9 protein-coding genes are annotated in these 19,013 nt (G+C 70.6%); 5 read left to right on the forward strand and 4 right to left on the reverse strand.

Annotation, left to right across the window (positions count from 1 at the left end):
* Nucleotide 1: 1 nt before the first annotated feature.
* Both QSK36_RS40600 and QSK36_RS40605 read left to right on the forward strand, forming a co-directional pair.
* Entirely contained in the window at nucleotides 2-937 is a 936-nt protein-coding gene (locus QSK36_RS40600) for a VOC family protein (RefSeq protein WP_285786089.1), read from the forward strand.
* Between the two features lie 13 nt (nucleotides 938-950).
* Entirely contained in the window at nucleotides 951-1,898 is a 948-nt protein-coding gene (locus QSK36_RS40605) for a fumarylacetoacetate hydrolase family protein (RefSeq protein WP_285786090.1), read from the forward strand.
* A 41-nt stretch (nucleotides 1,899-1,939) separates the two neighbouring features.
* Here QSK36_RS40605 and QSK36_RS40610 read toward each other — a convergent pair whose 3' ends face one another.
* From QSK36_RS40610 to QSK36_RS40625, 4 genes are all read right to left on the reverse strand, one after another.
* A complete protein-coding gene (locus QSK36_RS40610; RefSeq protein WP_285786091.1) occupies nucleotides 1,940-5,506 on the reverse strand; it encodes a WD40 repeat domain-containing serine/threonine protein kinase in 3,567 nt (1,188 codons plus the stop codon).
* Between the two features lie 720 nt (nucleotides 5,507-6,226).
* On the reverse strand, nucleotides 6,227-8,320 hold the full coding sequence (locus QSK36_RS40615) for a S8 family peptidase (protein ID WP_285786092.1): 2,094 nt from the start codon (nucleotides 8,318-8,320) through the stop codon (nucleotides 6,227-6,229).
* Nucleotides 8,321-8,898: 578 nt separating this feature from the next.
* Nucleotides 8,899-10,947, reverse strand: a complete 2,049-nt coding sequence (locus tag QSK36_RS40620) for a bifunctional aldolase/short-chain dehydrogenase (protein WP_285786093.1) — start codon at nucleotides 10,945-10,947, stop codon at nucleotides 8,899-8,901.
* 498 nt (nucleotides 10,948-11,445) lie between these two features.
* Nucleotides 11,446-12,252, reverse strand: a complete 807-nt coding sequence (locus QSK36_RS40625) for an SAM-dependent methyltransferase (RefSeq protein ID WP_285786094.1) — start codon at nucleotides 12,250-12,252, stop codon at nucleotides 11,446-11,448.
* Nucleotides 12,253-12,919: 667 nt separating this feature from the next.
* Between QSK36_RS40625 and QSK36_RS40630 the strand changes: the two genes are divergently transcribed.
* The 3 genes from QSK36_RS40630 to QSK36_RS40640 form a co-directional block, all read left to right on the forward strand.
* Nucleotides 12,920-15,853 (forward strand): family 43 glycosylhydrolase, encoded by a 2,934-nt coding sequence (locus QSK36_RS40630; protein WP_285786095.1) that lies wholly within the window; start codon nucleotides 12,920-12,922, stop codon nucleotides 15,851-15,853.
* 285 nt (nucleotides 15,854-16,138) lie between these two features.
* The gene (locus tag QSK36_RS40635; protein ID WP_285786096.1) at nucleotides 16,139-18,478 is read left to right on the forward strand and encodes a family 43 glycosylhydrolase; all 2,340 of its coding nucleotides are present in this window, start codon (nucleotides 16,139-16,141) and stop codon (nucleotides 18,476-18,478) included.
* Nucleotides 18,479-18,622: 144 nt separating this feature from the next.
* The coding region (locus tag QSK36_RS40640; RefSeq protein ID WP_285786097.1) for a hypothetical protein at nucleotides 18,623-19,013 on the forward strand (391 nt) is incomplete at its 3' end.

Genomic DNA, 19,013 nt, shown 5'->3' on the forward strand with positions numbered 1-19,013 from the left:
CATGTCACGTTCGATCACCCATCTGCGGCACGTGGACCTCGCCGTGCCCGACTACGACAAGCAGCGCGCGTTCTACTCCGGGGTCTGGGGCCTCACCGAGGTCGCCGGCGACACCGGCATCAGCTTCCTGGCCGCCGAGGGCTCGCCCGAGCAGTACGTCATCCGGCTGCGCAAGTCCGCGGAGAAGCGGCTCGACCTGGTCTCCTTCGGCGCGGCCACACCCGCCGACGTGGACGCTCTCGCCGGGCGGCTGGGCGCCGCGGGGGTCACGCTCGTCGGCGAGCCGGGCCCGCTCGCCACCCCCGGCGGCGGGTACGGCTTCCGCTTCTTCGACCTCGACGGCCGCACGATCGAGGTCTCCGCCGACGTCGCCGTACGGACCCACCGCAGGCTGGAGCCCAAGGAGTCGGTCCCCGTACGGCTGTCGCACGTCGTGCTGAACTCCCCCGACATCGACGCGACCCGCGACTGGTACGAGACCCACCTGGGCTTCGCGCTGTCCGACACGCTCGCCTCCCCCCACATGGGGCAGGTCATGCACTTCATGCGGTGCAACCCGCAGCACCACAGCATGGCCATCGCCCGCGGCCCGCACGCCTCCCTGCACCACATCAGCTTCGAGATGCGCGGCCTGGACGAGTACATGTACGGCACCGGCCGTCTGCTGCGCGCCGGAGTCCGGATGATCTGGGGGCCCGGCCGGCACCTCGCGGGCGACAACACCTTCTCCTACTTCCTCGACCCGCACGGCAACACCGTCGAGTACACGACCGAGTTGGAGGAGCTGGACGAGGACGCCTGGCACCCGCACGTCTACGACTTCTCCCAGCCCGAGGTCACCGACCAGTGGGGCACGGCCAACCCCATGAACGAACTGATCGCCAAGGAGTCCTTCAACGACGTCGACCGCGGCGTGTTCGTCGCGCCGCCGGTCTGACGAGGGCCGTCGGATGCGAATCGCCACATTCGCCCATCATGGGCGCGTGCTTGCCGGAGTAGTGGACGCCGGATCCGTCCTGCCGCTGCCCGAGGGGCTGGGCCTGCTCGACCTTCTCGTGGACGGCCGCCTCCACGAGGCGCCGAGCCTCGCCGCAGACCCGATCCCGCTGGACGACGTCCGCCTCCATGCGCCGTTCCAGCCGCCCACCGTGCGGGACTTCGTCGCGTTCGAGGAGCACGTCGAGGGCGTGCGCAGGAGCGTGGACGGCGGCAGCGGGGTGCCCGACGCGTGGTACGACGCTCCCGCGTTCTACTTCACCAACCCCTACGCCGTCGCCGGACCGTACGACGACGTGCCGCTGCCGCCCGGCTGCCGGGCGTTCGACTTCGAGCTGGAGGTCGCCGCCGTGATCGGCCGTGAGGGCCGCGACCTCACCCCGGAGTCGGCCCGCGACCACATCGCCGGTTACCTGATCATGAACGACTGGTCGGCCCGCGACCTGCAGAGCCGCGAGATGCGGGTCAGCCTCGGCCCGGCAAAGGGCAAGGACACCGCGACCACCCTCGGCCCGTGGCTGGTCACCGCCGACGAGCTGGAGCCGTACCGGGACGGCGACGGCTTCCTGCGCCTGGCGCTCACCGCGTCGGTGAACGGCGCCGAGGTCGGCCGCGACCTGCTGTCGAACATGAGCTGGCCGTTCGAGGACCTGGTCGCCTACGCCTCGCGCGGCACCTGGGTGCGCCCCGGCGACGTGCTCGGCTCGGGCACCTGCGGCAACGGCGGATGCCTCGCCGAGCTGTGGGGCCTGCGGGGCCGCCAGGATCCGCCCCCGCTCCGGCCGGGCGACGTGGTCGAGCTGACCGTCGAAGGCATCGGCGCCGTGCGCAACACCGTCGTCGCCGGCGCCGAGCCCCTGCCCATCCCTCCTGCCCGCGTGCGGCCCCGGAGCCGCCCCTGACTCGCGAGAAGGAGCGTGGGGCCGTGACAGGTGCGGTCCGGTCAGGTGGAGCAGACGTCCTGGTACGGCGCGCCGGGGAGGTAGCGGGTCCACTCGGCCTCCGTCAGCGTGCGACCCGCACGGGAACATACGGCGGCGACCAGGGCGACGGGATCGACCGTGACCTCACGCACCACCCCGGCATCGTCCAGCACATGCAGGACACGGCCGCCGGAGGCGAAGGCGGCGGCGGCCACCAGGTCGGCGCCTGTGCCGGGCGTCGGCCTCCCGAGCTTGGCGGGCGTCGCGACGTCCCACAGCTGGACGGTCCCGTCCACCGAGACGGTGGCGGCCGCGTCGCCCACCGGCGAGAACAGCAGGCTGGAGATCGCCTCGGTGCCGGCGTCCCTCAGGACCGGGCCGCGTCTGCGGCCCGTGGCCAGTTCCCAGAAGGTCAGGCGGCCGGAGGCGTCTTCGACTGCGAGGGTCCGGCCGTCCGGGCTGAACCCCGCCGCCATGATGCGGACCGCGTTCGTGCCGGTGGTCCCGGAGGTCGTCGCCGGCCCGGCCTGGCGGCCGGTGGACAGGTCTATGAGGCGGTTGGCCCTCGAATCGAACGGGGCGACCATCGCGCTTCCGGGCCGGAAGACGGCCTGCATCTCGCTGTTCACGTCGATCGTCTTGATCCACCGGTTCTGCCGCAGGTCCCGGACGAGCAACCGGCGGTGCTGCTCCTGCGTCCCGTCCTGTTCGGGGGTTTCGGCCGTCACGACGAGGAGGCTTCCGTCGGCGTTCATGGCCAGGCCCCGCGCGTACCAGTCCCCGGCGAGGGTGATGCGACGCGTCTCGACGTGCCGCATCGTGTCCCACACGCGGATGACATTGGCGCCCATGCCGTCCGCGAAGGCGAGGAGGCGCCCGTCGCCGCTGAACGCGAGCGACAGCATCGGCGCGTCCGCTTCCATCAGCCGGATCGGCGGGCCGGAGGGGCGCAGCCGAGCGGCGTCCCACAGCACCAGATCACGAGCCGCGGACTCGTGCGTCACCAGGAGCCGGCCGTCGGGGCTGTACAGCGCGGCATCGGGCGTGGCCCCCGGCAGCCGCCTCCGGGTGAGGAGATCCGAGATGTCGAGTGTCACGACCGTGTCGTCGGCCAGGTAGCGCAGGGCGGCGCCGTCGAAGCCGAATCCCTCCGTGTCCACCCGGTCGGTCAGCAACGTGTTCCCCGTCGCGACCTCCACGAGCTGGAATTCGTGCTCGCCGTGGACCACGAGGAGCCGCCCGTCCGGGCTGAAGAGGACCCGGCCGCCGCCCGCGCCCGGCTGAGCCGGGAGCAGCCGTCCGGTCCTGAGGTCGATCAGCGAGATGCCCGACGTCGTGGCGCAGGCCAGGGTGTGACCGTCCGGGCCGATCGCGATGGACCGGGCGGAGCCCGTGCAGGCGTCCTTCTCGTGCCAGCGAGTCACCGGCCGGCCGCCCGGCAGGCGCCACAGGTGGAACCCGCCGAGAAGGTCCGCGAACGCCACCAGGTCGCCCGACGGGCCGAAGGACGCGTCCATGACCCCGGATAGCGAGGAGTAGGACGCGCCGGTGCGGATGTCCCACAGCGCGGTGCCGTCACCCTGGTGGACCTGCAGATAGCGGTCGACGGCCCCGGCCTCCAGGCCGTTGAACGGCGCGCCGGGGTCCAGTGCGAACACCTTGCCGGTCGGCCTGCCGGTCGTCGTGTCCCACGCGCGGACGTCGGTCGGCGGGCCGTCCGTCCGGCCGGACGCCACGGCGAGGATCCTGCCGCTCGCGCTGAGCGCCGCATCCAGCAGCGTGTCCCCGTTCCGGAAGCCGAGGCCGTCCCATCCGCCGACCGGCTTCCCGCTCCTGAGGTCGTAGATCCGGACACCCCGGGGGGACACGCTGAAGAGCCTGCGCCCATCGGCAGTGATCATCCGTACGGACTCGCCGGCGGGCTGGGGATCGGTGAAGACCGTGCGCTCACGCTGGTACCAGGCGTTCTGCAGCGCGGCCCGGGTCTGCGGCGTGTGGGCGAGCCGCCAGGAGGCGACGCCGAGCAGCATCGCCCGCACCGGGTCCGACGTCCGCATGCCGTCGGCCTCGGTCGCGGCCTGACCGGCGAGAGCGTGGTCGCGTTGCTCTGCGACGACCCCGCTCTGCCGTACGGCCGTCGCACCGGCCGCCACGGACACGGCGAGCAGGACGGCGAGGACGGTGGTGAGCAGCCGCCGCCGGCGGAGGCGGCGGCGGGTGGCCGCCTCGCACGCGTCGAGGAAGTCGCGTTCCAGCGGGCTCAGCGTGAGATGCCGGCGCCCGGCGGCGGCCCAGTGCATGGCGGACTCCAGCCGACCGCCTTGCAGCACGTCGCCCTCGCGCCGTCCGTGGCCGTCCCACTGCCGGGCCGCCGTACGGATCATCCCGTGTACGGCCAGGCCGCCGCGCTCGTCGTCCACCCACCTGCGCAGCCGGGGCCAGGCGCGCAGCAGGCCGGGCCGGGCGAGGACGATGTCGCCGCCCCGCCTGGTGAGCAGGTAGGCGAAGACGCCGAGGATCCGGTCGAGAGCCGCCGCCTCGTCGGGGGACCTGCCGCCGAACAACTCGTCGCGCGGGAGTGGTCGTAGTGAGAGCGCTCCGCCCTCGCTCGCGGTCACCATCCGGAGGAAGACGTCGGGCACCAGGGCACGCTCGGACTCGCCGAGCAACCCGTAGGCGTCTTCGGCGAGCGTTCCGAGCCCGGGATCCGAGGTCGTGTCGAGAGCCAGCCGTCCGGCCGCGGCGCTGCCCGCCCTGAGCAGATCGGCGGGAGCCCCGCCGGCGCCGGCGATCAGGCTGAGGAGCAGGTCCCGCGCTGCGGGCCGTTCGAGCGGATCCTTGCTGAGAGCGGCCTCGACGAGCGAGCGCAGCGAGCCGGGCAGCACATCGAGATCGGGGTCGGTGGCCAGCACGCGATGCATGACCGCACCGAGGCTCTCCGCCCGGAAGGGGTCGTCGCCGATCGCGGCGTACAGGACGACGGCTCCCCAGGAGAAGACGTCGGCCGGGGCTCCGGCGCGCCCGCCCATGAAGACCTCCGGCGCCATGTAGGTGGGCGTGCCGGTCACGAGCCCGCTCGCGGTGAGGGACATCTCCAGCGTCCTGGCGATGCCGAAGTCGATGACCCGCGGGCCGTCGGGCCCGAGCAGGACGTTGTCGGGCTTGAGATCGCGGTGGATGACGCCGGCGTCGTGGATGGCCGCCAGCGCGGTCGCGACGCCTGTCGCCAGGCGGTGCAGCTCGTCCCCGCGGAACCGGCGGCCGGACGCGATCGCCTGGCGCAGGCTGGGGCCCTCGACGTACTCGCTGACGATGTACGGCTTGGGCCCCACGAGGTCGACGGCGAGAACCCGGGCCGTGCAGAAGGAGGCGACACGACGTGCCGCCATGGCCTCCTTGCCGAAGCGCGACCGCAGGCCGGGATCGCTCGCCGTGTCGCCGTGGAGGACCTTGACGGCGACACGGACGCCGTCGGGATCGTAGGCCTCGTACACGACTCCCTGGCCGCCCGCGCCGAGACGCCCGGCGAGCCAGAAGTCCCCCAGGCGCGGCGGGTCGCCGGGGATCAGGGCGGACGCCGCGGCCATGCGACCACTCCCTCCGTCTCGTGACCGGTACGAGCGGTTGGACACCGGTCGGGGCGGAGAAGTTCTGCCCGCGACTCACGGTGCGGGGCGGGCAGTCCCGGCGCCCGTTCCATCATGCGGGTGCCGGGACGTTTCTCACTCGTGATCAGCCCGGCTCGGGGCGCACATCGTGTGGCCGCTGCGCGAGTACACCGGCCTGCCCGGGTCGTGGCCCTCGACCCGCCGGATTACGATTCCTTCTCGCGAGCCACGCCGCACGCCGGGTCACCGGTCGGGACATCGGCGCCGGCGGCGGAGTGTTCTGAAGGAGGTCCCGTGACCGCCATCGAACTGCGACCGGCCACGGCCGCCGACAACGAGTTCTGCTTCCGCCTGCACAAGGCCGCCATGGGCGACATCGTCGCCGCGATCTGGGGATGGGACGAGCAGGACCAGCGGGACCATCACACACGCGTGTTCGACCCCGGCAACACGCGGATCATCACCGCCGACGCCTGGACGTGCTGGCGGCCAACCACCGCGCGCACGCCCTCTATCAGCGACTCGGTCTGGAGGAAGTGGCGCGTCACGATGAGGGCGACATCAAAATCAGGATGCGATACAGCGGCCGATCCACCGCGCACCCCAAGGTCGAGTCCGTCTCCGACGCATTGGGCGACCCGGACCCGTGACGCGCGAACGCCCTGCCGGCCACGGCCGGCAGGGCGCTGATGCGAACGTTCAGAAGCTGGGATAGATGTCGTAGGTCTGTCCGCCGACGCCGTAGTAGTTCGAGCCGGTGGACCAGAGGCTGTCGTTGACCAGGGGCTTGTAGAAGAACTGCTGCCCCACGGGGACGTTCACCCCGCACTCCCACAGATCGGCCGCCTTGCTGACACAGTCCTGGCCGGCCGTCCAGCTCAGGGGTGCGTCACCGCGGAGGACGATCCTGTTGCCCGCGCCCGGGTTGTAGTGGACGCGGACGGTGGTCGTGGTGGAAGGCACCTCGATGCTCGCGCCGAGCGCGGTGCGCAGCGACGCGCCGCCGGTCGCGGTGGCGGTCAGCACACCCCCGTACACGCTGGTGGTGCTGTTCACCTGGTGCAGGGTGACGGTGGCCTGGGCGGTGCCGTTGGCCGGCACCGTCACCTGGTTGCCGCTCAGGGTGAACAGGCCGGACGGGGCGGACGTGCTGCCGGTGGAGTCGGTGGCCGACACGGCCAGGTTGAGCGTGACCGGGGTCGCGGAGTCGTTGGTGTAGGTCACGGTCTGCGTGGCCGTGGGCTGGGCGGCGGTGACCGACAGGGCGGCGCTCGGCGGGTTCGCGGTGACCTGCTGGCTCACCGCGCGGGCCGCGTCGACCCGCCCGGTGCCGTAGGTGTAGGGGGTGGACCCGGCGGCGGCCGCGGCCGTGCCCATCAGGGCGTCCTTCAGCCGCTGCGCGCCCCAGGCGGGGTGCCGCTGCTTGACGAGCGCGGCGGTGCCCGCGACGTGCGGGGTGGCCATCGAGCATCCGCTCATCGTGCCGTAGCCACCACCGGGCACGGCCGCGGTGATGTCCACCCCCGGCCCGGTCATGTCGGGCTTCAGGCCCTGGGTGCCGACGGGGCCGCGGCTGGAGAAGCCCGCCACGGTGTCCGTCAGGTCCACCGCACCCACGGTCAGCGCCGACGCCGCGACGCCGATGGAGCTGATGGTGGACGTGCCGGGGCCGTAGTTGCCCGAGCAGACCACGAACAGCGCGTCGTACTGCGAGGTCAGCGTGTTGATCGCCGCGGCGACAGGGTGGTCGGTGTTGGCCGGGTCGCTCTGGATGCTCATGCTGACGATCTTCGCGCCCTCCTCTCCGACCGCCCATTCCATGCCCGCGATGATCGCGGAACTGGTGCCCCAGCTGTCGTCGCCGAGGACCTTGCCGACGACCAGGCTCGCGCCCGGGGCGACCCCCTTGTACAGCCCGCCCGAGGCGGCGCCGGACCCGGCGACGGTCGAGGCGACGTGGGTGCCGTGCGAATTGCCGTCCTCGACGCCGTTGGCGTTGCCGGTGAAGTCGGCGGAGGCCACCACCTTGCCCTGCAGGTCGGGGTGGTCGGTGTCGTATCCGGTGTCCAGCACCGCGACCTTGACGCCGGTTCCGTCGTATCCGCTCGCCCACGCGGTCGGCGCGCCGATGTGCGGGACGCTCTGGTCGAGGCCGGCCGACACCTTGCCGTCCAGCCACAGCTTGGTGACACCACCCTGCAGGCCGCTGGGCTTGGCAGAGCCGCCGGTCAGGCCGCGCCAGCCGGCGGGGGCGGACTTCTTGCCGACCGCGAACGCGCTGACACCCAGGCGGGGGAAGGCATGCCGGCGCTTGGCCGCCGAACCGAACGCGGCGTCGGCCCGCTCGGCGTTCTGGCTGCCGGCGCTCTTGGGGTAGGTCGTCAGGACCGGGATGGTCTGGCTGCGCGCGTCGTCGTAGCCGTCCGCGATCAGCGTGCCCACCTCGAAGAGCTGGGGGTCGAGCCGGTTGGCCCGGATGAGGGGGGCCGCGTCCGACGGGACCACCGACACCTGATCACCGCGATCGGTGACCGCGAAGGTGATGCCCGTACGTCCCTCACCCGGCTCGACCGACAGCACGCGCAGGTCGTGGTTCTCCAGGTGCGCCTTCACCGTGTCACCGGTGACGAGGGTGACCGTGTGGTCGCCTTCCGCGGCGGCTCCCGACGCCGCGGAAGAACCGGAGGGGGCAGAGGGGCTTGAGGGGCTCGAGGGGCTTGAGGGGCCGGTCTGCGCCGCGGCGGACACGGCGGGCAGGCCGAGGAGGGCGGCCGTCGTGACGACGACGGCCACGGATGATCTCCGCAAGGGTTGTCTCCCGAGTGGTTGAGTTGATCACTACGGGAAACAGGCTAAGTTTTTCCGCGCAATTCTGAAATGTGCGGAATTCGTGTTATTTCATCGAGTCCATGATCACGAAGTCGGCGTGCCGCGCGCCGATGTAAGCGGTTTCCGTGATGATCGGCCCCGCAGGATGACGAGATCGGCAGACGTGCGCAGACATGTGGCTTCGATCACATCTGCCGATATTGTTTTCTTCGTTGCCCCTGGTGTAGAGGGCCACACGGTGTCACCACAAGGAAGCGAAGCGCGTTATCCACCGCGAAAACAAGTAGAGGTTTCAAGCTGCCGAACAATGCGTGAAAGAGATGTAACAGATTTTTATTTCATGAACCTTCTACTACTTCGCGCGGCGGGGTGGCGATGGCGGGTTACGCGAACCCGGAAACACCGACAAACCAAGCCGCTCGTCGTCCAGCTGTGGCATGGCGACCTGGACCGTCAGGCCGCCCACGACCACGGCGCCGAACCCGGCTGCGACCTGCCCGCCGGGTCCGGCCGGCATCTCGTGCCAGCCGGGCACCGGCTCGTCAGCGCAGGAACGCGGCGGCCACTCCGGCGTCGACGGGGATGTGCAGGCCGGTGGTGAGCGACAGGTCGCCGCCGGTGACGGCGAAGACGGCGGCGGCGACGTGCTCGGGCAGCACCTCGCGCTTGAGCAGGGTGCGCTGGGCGTAGAACTCGCCCAGCTTGTCCTCCGGCACGCCGTAGACGGCCGCCCGGTTGGCGCCCCAGCCGGAGGCGAAGATGCCGGAGCCGCGGACCACCCCGTCGGGGTTGATCCCGTTGACGCGGATGCCGTGTTCGCCGAGCTCGGCTGCGAGCAGGCGCACCTGGTGGGCCTGGTCGGCCTTGGCCGCGCCGTAGGCCACGTTGTCGGGCCCGGCGAACACGGCGTTCGTGGAGACGATGTAGACGATGTCGCCGCCCATGCCCTGTTCGATCATGATGCGGGCACTCTCGCGGGAGACGAGGAACGAGCCGCGGGCCATCACGTCGTGCTGGCGGTCCCAGTCGTCGGCGGTGGTCTCCAGCAGGGAGCGCGACAGGGACAGCCCGGCGTTGTTGACCACCAGGTCCACCCCGCCGAAGGTCAGCACGGCCTGCCGTACGGCCTCGGTGACCTGGGCCTCGTCGGTGACGTCGGCCTGCACGGCCACGGCGGCGTCGGCGGGGCGGTACGCGCGGGCCCCGATCTCGGCGGCGACCTTCTCCGCGGCGGCCAGATCGCGGTCGGCGACCACCACGCAGGCGCCCTCGGCGGCCAGGCGGCGGGCGGTGGCCGCGCCGATGCCCGAGCCGCCGCCGGTGACCAGCGCGATCCGGGTGGCCAGCGGCTTGGGCGCCGGCAGGCGGCGCAGCTTGGCCTCCTCCAGCTCCCAGTATTCGATGCGGAACTTCTCGGCCTCCTCGATGGGTGCGTAGACCGACAGCGCCTCGGCGCCGCGCATCACGTTGATCGCGTTGAGGAAGAACTCGCCGGCGACGCGGGCGGTCTGCTTGTCCTTGCCGAAGGAGAACATCCCGACGCCCGGAACCAGCACGATGGCGGGGTCGGCGCCACGCAGCGGCGGCGAGGTGGGGGTGGCGTGCCGGGTGTAGTAGGCGCGGTAGTCCTCGCGGTAGGCGGCGTGCAGCTCGCCGAGGCGGGAGATCGCGTCTTCCAGCGGTGCGCCGGCGGGCAGGTCGAGCACCATCGGCGCGACCTTGGTGCGCAGGAAGTGGTCGGGGCAGGAGGTGCCGCGCTCAGCGAGCTCGGGGTGGCGTTCGCGGGACAGGAAGTCGAGCACCTCGGGGGTGTCGGTGTAGTGGCCGACCTGGCGGACGTCGGTCGAGCACAGGCCGCGCAGCACCGGGAACAGCGCCGCCGCCCGCTCGCTCCTGGCCTGCTCCGGCAGCGGCTCGTAGCCCGGCTTCACCGGCCCGAACGGCTCGGGCCTGCCGTGCTCGGCGATGTACGCCTCCGCCGTGCGGATGATCCACAGGGAGTTGTCCGCGCACTCGGCGGAGGTGTCGCCCCAGGCGGTGATGCCGTGCCCGCCGAGGACGCAGCCGACGGCCTGGGGGTTGGCGTCCTTGATGGCGGCGATGTCCAGGCCGAGCTGGAAACCGGGCCGCCGCCAGGGCACCCAGACGACCCGGTCGCCGTAGACGCGCCGGGTCAGCTCCTCGCCGTCGGCGGCGGCCGCGATGGCGAGCCCCGCGTCGGGGTGAAGGTGGTCCACGTGCGCCGCGTCGACCAGGCCGTGCATCGTGGTGTCGATCGACGGCGCGGCCCCGCCCTTGCCGAAGGCGCAGTGGTCGAAGACCGCGACCATCTCGTCCTCGCGTTCGACGCCCGGATAGACGCCGGTGAGCGCGCGCAACCGGTCGAGCCGGAGCACGGCCAGGCCGGCCTCGGTGAGCGTGCCGAGATCGCCGCCCGACCCCTTCACCCACATCAGTTCCACGTCGGAGCCGGTGACCGGATCCACCGCCGTTCCCTTGGCCGAGGCGTTGCCCCCGGCGAAGTTCGTGTTGCGGGGATCGGCTCCCAGCAGGTGCGCGCGTTCGAGCAGCTGCTCAACCGGCGTGGTCATGAAATTTCCCCCTACGAGTGGTTCGATGGGTCCGGACGATGATGGCCTCATGGGACGAGTTAGGGCAAAACGGACGACGGGCGGCAGGCTACAGCGACGGGCCGACCGGCCGGAGACCGGCCCCCGGACCTGGCAGGCGGTAAGGCGCGAGGGGTGAGGCACGGAAGGATTCCGCGAGACGTCAGGCACCCCAGCCGGCGAACCTGGCAGGCGGTAAGGCGCGACCGGTGAGGCGCGGAAGGATTCCGCGAGACGTCAGGCGCCCCAGCCGGCCCGGGTGCCGCCGACCCGCTTAGCCCTGATCTTGCCGATGTAGCCCGACCGGGCGTAGGCCCGCATGGGATCGGGATCGAGTCTCATCTCCGGACGACTCCGCGACCCGGCGCGCCACAGCGAACCACTCCAGACCTGTCGTCCCCTCAGCGGGGAGACCGCCTGAGAACCACGCCGAAGCCCGCCTGCCCACTCTTCCGTCAGCCGAGGTGCCCCACTTCGGCGTCAGCGGACGCGGGCCACGCCGCCGAGCGCGCCGGCCTTCCCCTCCCGTACGAAGGGGTAGTCGGTGTCGGGCCTCCACTCCTGCAGCGGCACCACTCCCGGCTCGACCAGGTCGAGACCGTCAAAGAACGCGAGGATCTGGTCGTACGACCGGGAGGTGGTGCCGGGGACGGAGGTCCGGCTGAAGACCTTGCGGCCCTCCTCCTCCTGGTCGTCGCTCAGGTCGCCGAGGGAGCCGTGCGACACGACCAGGTAGCCGCCCGGCACGAGCGGGCCCCGGAGCGCCGTGACGATCTTCATCGCCTCGTCGTCGTCCGGGATGAAGTGCAGCACGCCGAGTAGGAGGACGGCGACCGGCTGGGAGAAGTCGATGTGCTCCCGGACCTCCGGATGCCGCAGCAGCGCCTCGGGGTCGCGCATGTCCGCCTCGACCGCGCGCACCCGCTCGTTCTCGGCGAGGATGGCCCGCGCGTGGACGAGGACGATGGGGTCGTTGTCCACGTAGACGACCCGGGACTCAGGGGCCAGTTCCTGGGCGACCTGGTGGACGTTGCGCTGCGTCGGAAGCCCGGCGCCGACGTCGAGGAACTGGCGGATGCCCTGCCGCGCGAGGTAGGTGACGGCCCGGATCAGGAACTCGCGGTTCTCCCGGGCGATGTCGGGGAGGTTGGGCAGGATCTCGATGATCTTCTCGGCGGCCTCGCGATCCGCCGCGAAATTGTCCTTGCCGCCCAGGTAGTAGTCATACATCCGGGCCACGCTCGGCGTAAACGGGTCGACGCCCGCCGGCGCCTTACGCTCGTCCACAACACTCCCCTCGTCGTACATCAAGGATGGTACGGCCTTGATCACGACAAGGGGGGCACGTCACCAATTTGTCATCGAACGCCAGAAACCGGCACGAAGAGGCTGAGTGTAGGCGAATCCGTTATCCACCTTGCTGGACCGCTCCTTGACGTGCCGAGACGGTAATTTACCGACTTACGGACAGTACGTTACCGGCCTCGGTGCACGTCTCACACTCTTGACAGTGCGCGCCGTCCCCACCTACGGTCACGGGAACATCGCCGTCATCCACTCGCAGCCCAAAATGTTAGCGCTAACAGGTCGAGGAGCCCCACTGATGAGAGCGGTCCCCCCGCCGCAGCTCACCCCGCCCCTCGGCGGGAACGTTTCACGCCGCCCCGCCCTCACGAATACGGCCTCCCTCATGCGCGATCCCCTCATGACCGCCTTACCTGCGCACCTGAGGTGAACGCCGCCCTCTCCACACGGCATAACCGGTAGGACATCGCCTTCACCGCGAGTCCGCACGCTCCGCTCCTCCCAGCGGGACCGCCACCCCGGCCGGACCCGGGACGAGTCCTCCTTCGCGGGCCGACGGTTCGCCCGCATGCCAGTCGACCGCCCACTCAGATCCCACCCCCCACTCCTGTCAGGCATTTCCTGACATTGCTCATCAGAGGAGTTTCGCGTGCCCGAAAATCGCCGATCCACGGCGGTCCCCCGACGGTTCCGGACGATCTCGCTCGCGACGGCCGCCACGCTCGTGTGCGGCGGTCTCGTGTCCAACGGTGGTGTGGCGAACGCCTCCGACGGATGGTCGCCGAAGTCGTCGTACACCTCGACCGACCGCGGTGACGGCACCTACACCGTGCCGATCCTCAACTCCGACGTGCCGGACATCAGCGTGGAGCGCGTTCCGGCCGCGGAGAACAAGGAGCACCGGGACGTCTACTACATGATCAGCACGACGATGCACCTGAGCCCGGGCGCGCCGATCATGAAGTCGTACGACCTGGTGAACTGGGAGATCGTCAACTACGTGTTCGACCGGGCCGACATCGGCGACGCGTTCTCCCTCCGCAACGGGCAGAACTCCTACGGCCAGGGACAGTGGGCGTCGTCGCTGCGCTACCACGACGGCAGGTTCTACGTCGTCTTCAACACCAACAACCTCGGCGGCGCGTACCTCTACAGCACCGACGACGTCGAGAACGGCAAGTGGACGCGCACGCCGCTCGGCCGCGCCCTGCACGACCCGTCGCTGTTCTTCGACGACGACGGCACGGCGTACATCTTCTACGGCTCCGGCAGCACGAGCGCCGTGCGCCTGAAGTCCGACATGTCGGGCATCGACAAGGACTTTCCGAGCATCTTCGCGGCGAGCGACTACGCCGGCAAGCCGTTCATCGGCGGCCTGTTCGAGGGCGCCCAGGTCTTCCACATCAACGGCTACTACTACGTGGTCATCATCACCTGGCCCTCCGGGCAGGGACGCCAGGTCGCCATGTTCCGCTCGAAGGACCTGCTCGGGCGCTACACCTCGGCGGACGGCTCGAACACCTACGAGGCGCGCGGGGTGCTCAACTCCAACGGCTTCGCCCAGGGCAGCCTCGTGCCGATCTCCCGCAACGGCGGCACCGACTGGTACGGCATGTTCTTCCGGGACAACTTCCCGATCGGGCGCACCCCGGCGCTCATCCCCGCCACCTGGCAGGACGGGTGGCCGACGTTCGGCAACAACGGGGTCGTGCCGGTGGGCGGCGCGTTCGACAAGCCGATCAAGCTGAGCGCGGAGGAGGAGAGGTTCGAGCAGCAGAAGAGCCTCGTCGCCTCCGACGACTTCGCCAACGACGCTCCGCACAAGGCGTACATGGACGAGCAGTGGACGATCCCTGACCCGCCCACGTACGACGACTCGCTCATCGGTGTCGAGCTCCTGCAGAACGCCGGGTTCGAGTCCGACGCGGTCGCGCCGTGGGCCGGGCAGTTCGGCGCGACGCTCAGCCGGGACACGAGCGATCCGGCCGCGGGCTCGGCGGCGCTGAAGGTGAGCAACCGCACGCTCAACGGGTCCGGGCCGAACCAGTACCTGAACGGGATGGTGCAGCGCGGTGTGACCTACACCGTGTCGGCGAAGATCAAGTACACCTCGGGCCCGAGCAGCATCCGGTTCAACCTCGTGGCCGACTGGGGCGCGGGCGTCCAGACGATGGCGTCCGGGAACGTTCCGGCCGGGCAGTGGACCACCGTGACGGGCCAGTACACCGTCCCGGCGACGGCGAACGTGGACAACTTCAAGTTCGCGGTCGAGACCCCGTGGGGCAACCCGCAGCCGGCGTCGTCGAGCGTGGACTACCTGATCGACGACGTCTCGATCGTCGGTCAGCCGGTGACGACCGAAAGCCCCTCCAAGGAGGAGATCGCCCCCAACGGGTCGCGGCTCGGCCCGGTGTGGGAGTGGAACCACGCCCCCGACAACCGCTACTGGTCGCTCACGGACCGGGACGGATGGCTGCGGCTGACGACCGGCAAGGTGGTCACCGGCAAGTACGTCTACACCAAGCTGTCCAACCGGGACGAGCTGACCTGGTTCGAGGAGGCGCGCAACACGCTGTCGCAGCGTACGTTCGGGCCGCGGCAGTCCGTCGAGACCAGGATGGACATCTCCGGCACGAAGAACGGTGACGTCGCCGGCCTGGCCGCCTACAACCGCGGGTTCTCCTACGTCGCGGTCAAGCGCGTCGACGGCCAGAACACGCTGGGCGTCGTCAACCGGGTGCAGCCGTTCGCGGTCGACATCGACCAGGCGGCGATCGAGAACTTCGTGCCGGGCACGACGGTGCCGCTGGGAGACGCGACCCAGGTGTACGTCAAGGCGGACCTCGACTTCAGCTCGCCGGTCGGGCAGCTGTGGACGACGTTCTACTACAGCCTCGACGGGCTGAAGTGGACCCAGCTGGGCAGCCGCGTCGGCCCGCAGACGCTGGACGGCAGCCTCTCGCACTTCATGGGACACCGGGTCGGCCTGTTCGACTACGCGACGAAGGAGAAGGGCGGGCACGTCGACTTCGACTACTACGAGCTCAGCGACACGCTGACCGCCCAGAACAAGCCGCTCGACACGAGCGCCCTCGACGCGGCCATCGCCTACGCGGGCACGCTCGACAAGCGCGACTACCCGGCGGACGCCTGGGCCGGCATGCAGGCCGCGCTCGACGGCGCGAAGGCGGCGCGGGCCGGTCAGTTCGGCACCCAGAACCAGATCGACGCACCGGAGCGGGCGCTCAGCTACCAGCTGGCCCGGCTCGGCACGCTCAAGGCCGCCTCGCCGGAGGTCAAGCTGACCGTCACCGCCGCCTCACGCTGCATCGGCACCTCGGCCTACCTGGCGGTCACCGCCGTCAACAACGGCGATGTGCCGGCGACGATCACGCTGACCACCCCGTACGGGTCCAAGACCGTGGCCGACGTGGCCCCGGGCAAGCAGGCCTACCAGTCCTTCAACACCCGCGCCGCCCACATCGACGCCGGCACGGCGACCGCGAAGGGCACCGCCACGATCGACGGCAAGCAGGTCACCACGTCCTACGACGCCGCCTACACCGCGGCCAGCTGCAGCTGAGCCGCTCACACCGCGGCCGGCCACGGCCGGCCGCACCGGCGGTGACCACCGTCCACACGTAGGGACACCGCCGTAGCACAACCCGGGGCCGGCCGGCCGACCAGCCGACCGGCCCCCCCTAACACGTCGCGCGCGTCTGCGCGGTTCGCCGGGGCGGCTGCTCATCCCTGTCCGCAGTGAGCCGACCCGCCCCGGGGCGTCCGTGTCCCCGGAAAAGTCTGAGGTCAAGGAGGATATTTCGTGTTGAAGCGTGTTCGAAGGACGACCCGCCGACGAGTCGCCGCTATGGCGGTGGCCGGCGCCATGCTGGCCGCGGCGGTCGCCGCGACGGCGGGGCCGGTCCAGGCCGCCGCCCCGAACATCATCGTGAACGGCGGGTTCGAGGACGGCCTCGGCAGCTGGTTCGTCAACAACGGCAATGCGACCGACGGCGCCACGCTGTCGCCCACGACGGACGCGTACGCGGGCGCGAGCGCCGTGCTCGTCACCGGCCGCAAGACGACCGGATCCGGTCCGATGCAGGACCTGTCCGGCAAGGTGCAGGCCGGCAAGACGTACGCGATCACGGCGCGGGTGAAGTACGAGAACCCCAACAGCCCGGCGACCAAGCAGTTCTTCGCCACCATGCACTACGGCGGCTCGACCTACACGAACGTCGGCACGGTGACGGTGGCGCGCGGACAGTGGGGGCTCATCCAGGGCACCTTCACGATTCCCGCCGGCCAGAGCGTCTCCACCGCGAGGCTGTTCTTCGAGACGCCCTGGACGTCGGACCCCGCGTCCGCCCCGGACACGCACCTCATGGACTTCAAGGTCGACGACGTGTCCGTCTCCGAGTTCGTGCCGTCGACGACCATCGAGGCGCTCGGCAAGAACCCCGGCGAGGGCAACCCGCTCATCTCGCACAAGTTCGGCGCGGACGGCAACGCGTTCGTCCACAACGGCCGCGTGTACATCTACATGACCAACGACACGCAGGAGTACAAGCCCGGTCCCACCGGGGTCTCCTCGACGAACACCTACGCCAGCATCAACACGATCACGGTCATCTCGTCCGACGACCTCATGAACTGGGTCGACCACGGCGAGATCCCCGTCGCTGGCCCGAGCGGGATCGCCCGCTACGCGAACAACTCGTGGGCCCCCGCCATGGAGAGCAAGGTCGTCGACGGCAAGGAGAAGTTCTTCCTCTACTTCGCCAACAGCGGCGGCGGCTCGGGCGTCATCGTCGGCGACTCGCCGATCGGCCCGTGGCACGACGAGCGCGGCAACCTGCTCATCACCAGTGCCACTCCGGGCGCCTCCGACGGCAAGAACTGGCTCTTCGACCCCGGCGTGTTCATCGACGACGACGGCCAGGGCTACCTCGTCTTCGGTGGTGGCGGCGACGACGGGTCGCGCAGCGCCGAGAACACCAACCACCCGAAGTCCACGCGTGTGATCAAGCTCGGCGACGACATGATCAGCACCAAGGGCTCGGCGGAGGTCATCGACGCGCCGCTCGTGTTCGAGGCCGGCTACCTGTTCAAGCGCGACGGCAAGTACTACTACTCGTACTCGTCGAACTTCGGGTTCGGCGGCCCCATTGACCCCAACGGCCCGCCGACCGGGGCGATCGCGTACCTCATGGCCGACAGCCCGATGGGCCCCTGGACGCCGGAGACGTACAAGGGCGTCATCTTCCGCAACCCGGGCACCTACTTCGGCGCCGGCGGCAACAACCACCAGTCGGTGTTCAAGCTCGGCGACCAGTACTACTTCACCTACCACGCCCAGACCCTCAACAGCCGCATCACGGGCGGCGCCACGCAGGGCTTCCGCAGCCCGCACCTCGCCAAGCTCGACTTCAACGCGGACGGCACGATCAAGGAGGTGAAGGGCGACTACAAGGGCGTCGAGCAGATCCGCAACCTGAACCCGTACCGGGTGATCGAGGCCGAAACGATCGCCTGGCAGCAGGGCATCGCGACCAAGAAGATCGACGGCGGGTCGGAGGAGTTCGGCGCGCAGGCCCCGAACCTCGTCGTGCACGACATCGACAACGGCGACTGGACGTCGCTCGCGAAGGTCGACTTCGGCACGGACGGCGCCGGGGCGGTCACCGCCAAGGTGCGCCCGCTCGTGGCCGGCGGGAAGATCGAGATTCGTCTCGACGGCCGCACCTCGCCCGTGGTGGCGACCATCCCCGTCGACGCGCCGCTCGGCGAGTGGACGAAGCTGACCGCCAAGCTCGACGGCGTCAAGGGCGTGCACGACGTGTACTTCACCTACGCCGGGCCCGACGGAGCGGACCTCTTCGAGATCGACTCCTGGTCCTTCGCGACCGCCTCGTCGCCGGTCAAGCTGACTGTGACGGCCTCGCCGCGCTGCATCGGCACCTCGGCGTACCTGGCGGTCACGGCCGTCAACAACGGCGATGTGCCGGCGACGATCACGCTGACCACCCCGTTCGGGTCCAAGACCGTGGCCGACGTGGCCCCGGGCAAGCAGGCCTACCAGTCCTTCAACACCCGCGCCGCCCACATCGACGCCGGCACGGCGACCGCGAAGGGCACCGCCACGATCGACGGCAAGCAGGTCACCACGTCCTACGACGCCGCCTACACCGCGGCCAGCTGCAGCTGAGCCGCTCACACCGCGGCCGGCCACGGCTGGCCGCACCGGCGGTGACCGCGGTCCCCACGACGGGGACACCGCCGTAGCACAACCCGGGGCCGGCCGGCCGATCAGCCGGCCGGCCCCGCCCCTCATCAATGGAGCGATGATCATATGAAAAGCACCAGGACCACCCAGCTGCTGGCCGCGTCCGTGCTCGGCCTCACCCTGGCCGGCGCCGGCGTGGCCGGCCCCGCGGCGGCCGCCGACGACCCCGCCGGCGGCAGCGGCAACGGCATCGACGTGTCGGTGAAGATCGAGCCCACCACCACCCCCGGCCAGGTCTCCATGACGGTGGCCGACAACAACGGCGTGGCTCTGCAGGAAAACGGGTCCGACGCCACCGCCCGCCAGTTCGTCGGCACCCTGCCCACGGTGACGGTGACCGACACCCGCCAGCCCGAAGACATCCCCGCCGGGGAGTTCTGGGCGGTCGTCGGCCAGGCCAGCCAGTTCGTCGCGGCCGACGACCCGGCCAAGACCATCGGCCCGCAGTACCTGGGCT

The sequence above is a fragment of the Microbispora sp. NBRC 16548 genome, assembly GCF_030268985.1.
In the GTDB taxonomy this organism is placed as follows: domain Bacteria; phylum Actinomycetota; class Actinomycetes; order Streptosporangiales; family Streptosporangiaceae; genus Microbispora; species Microbispora catharanthi.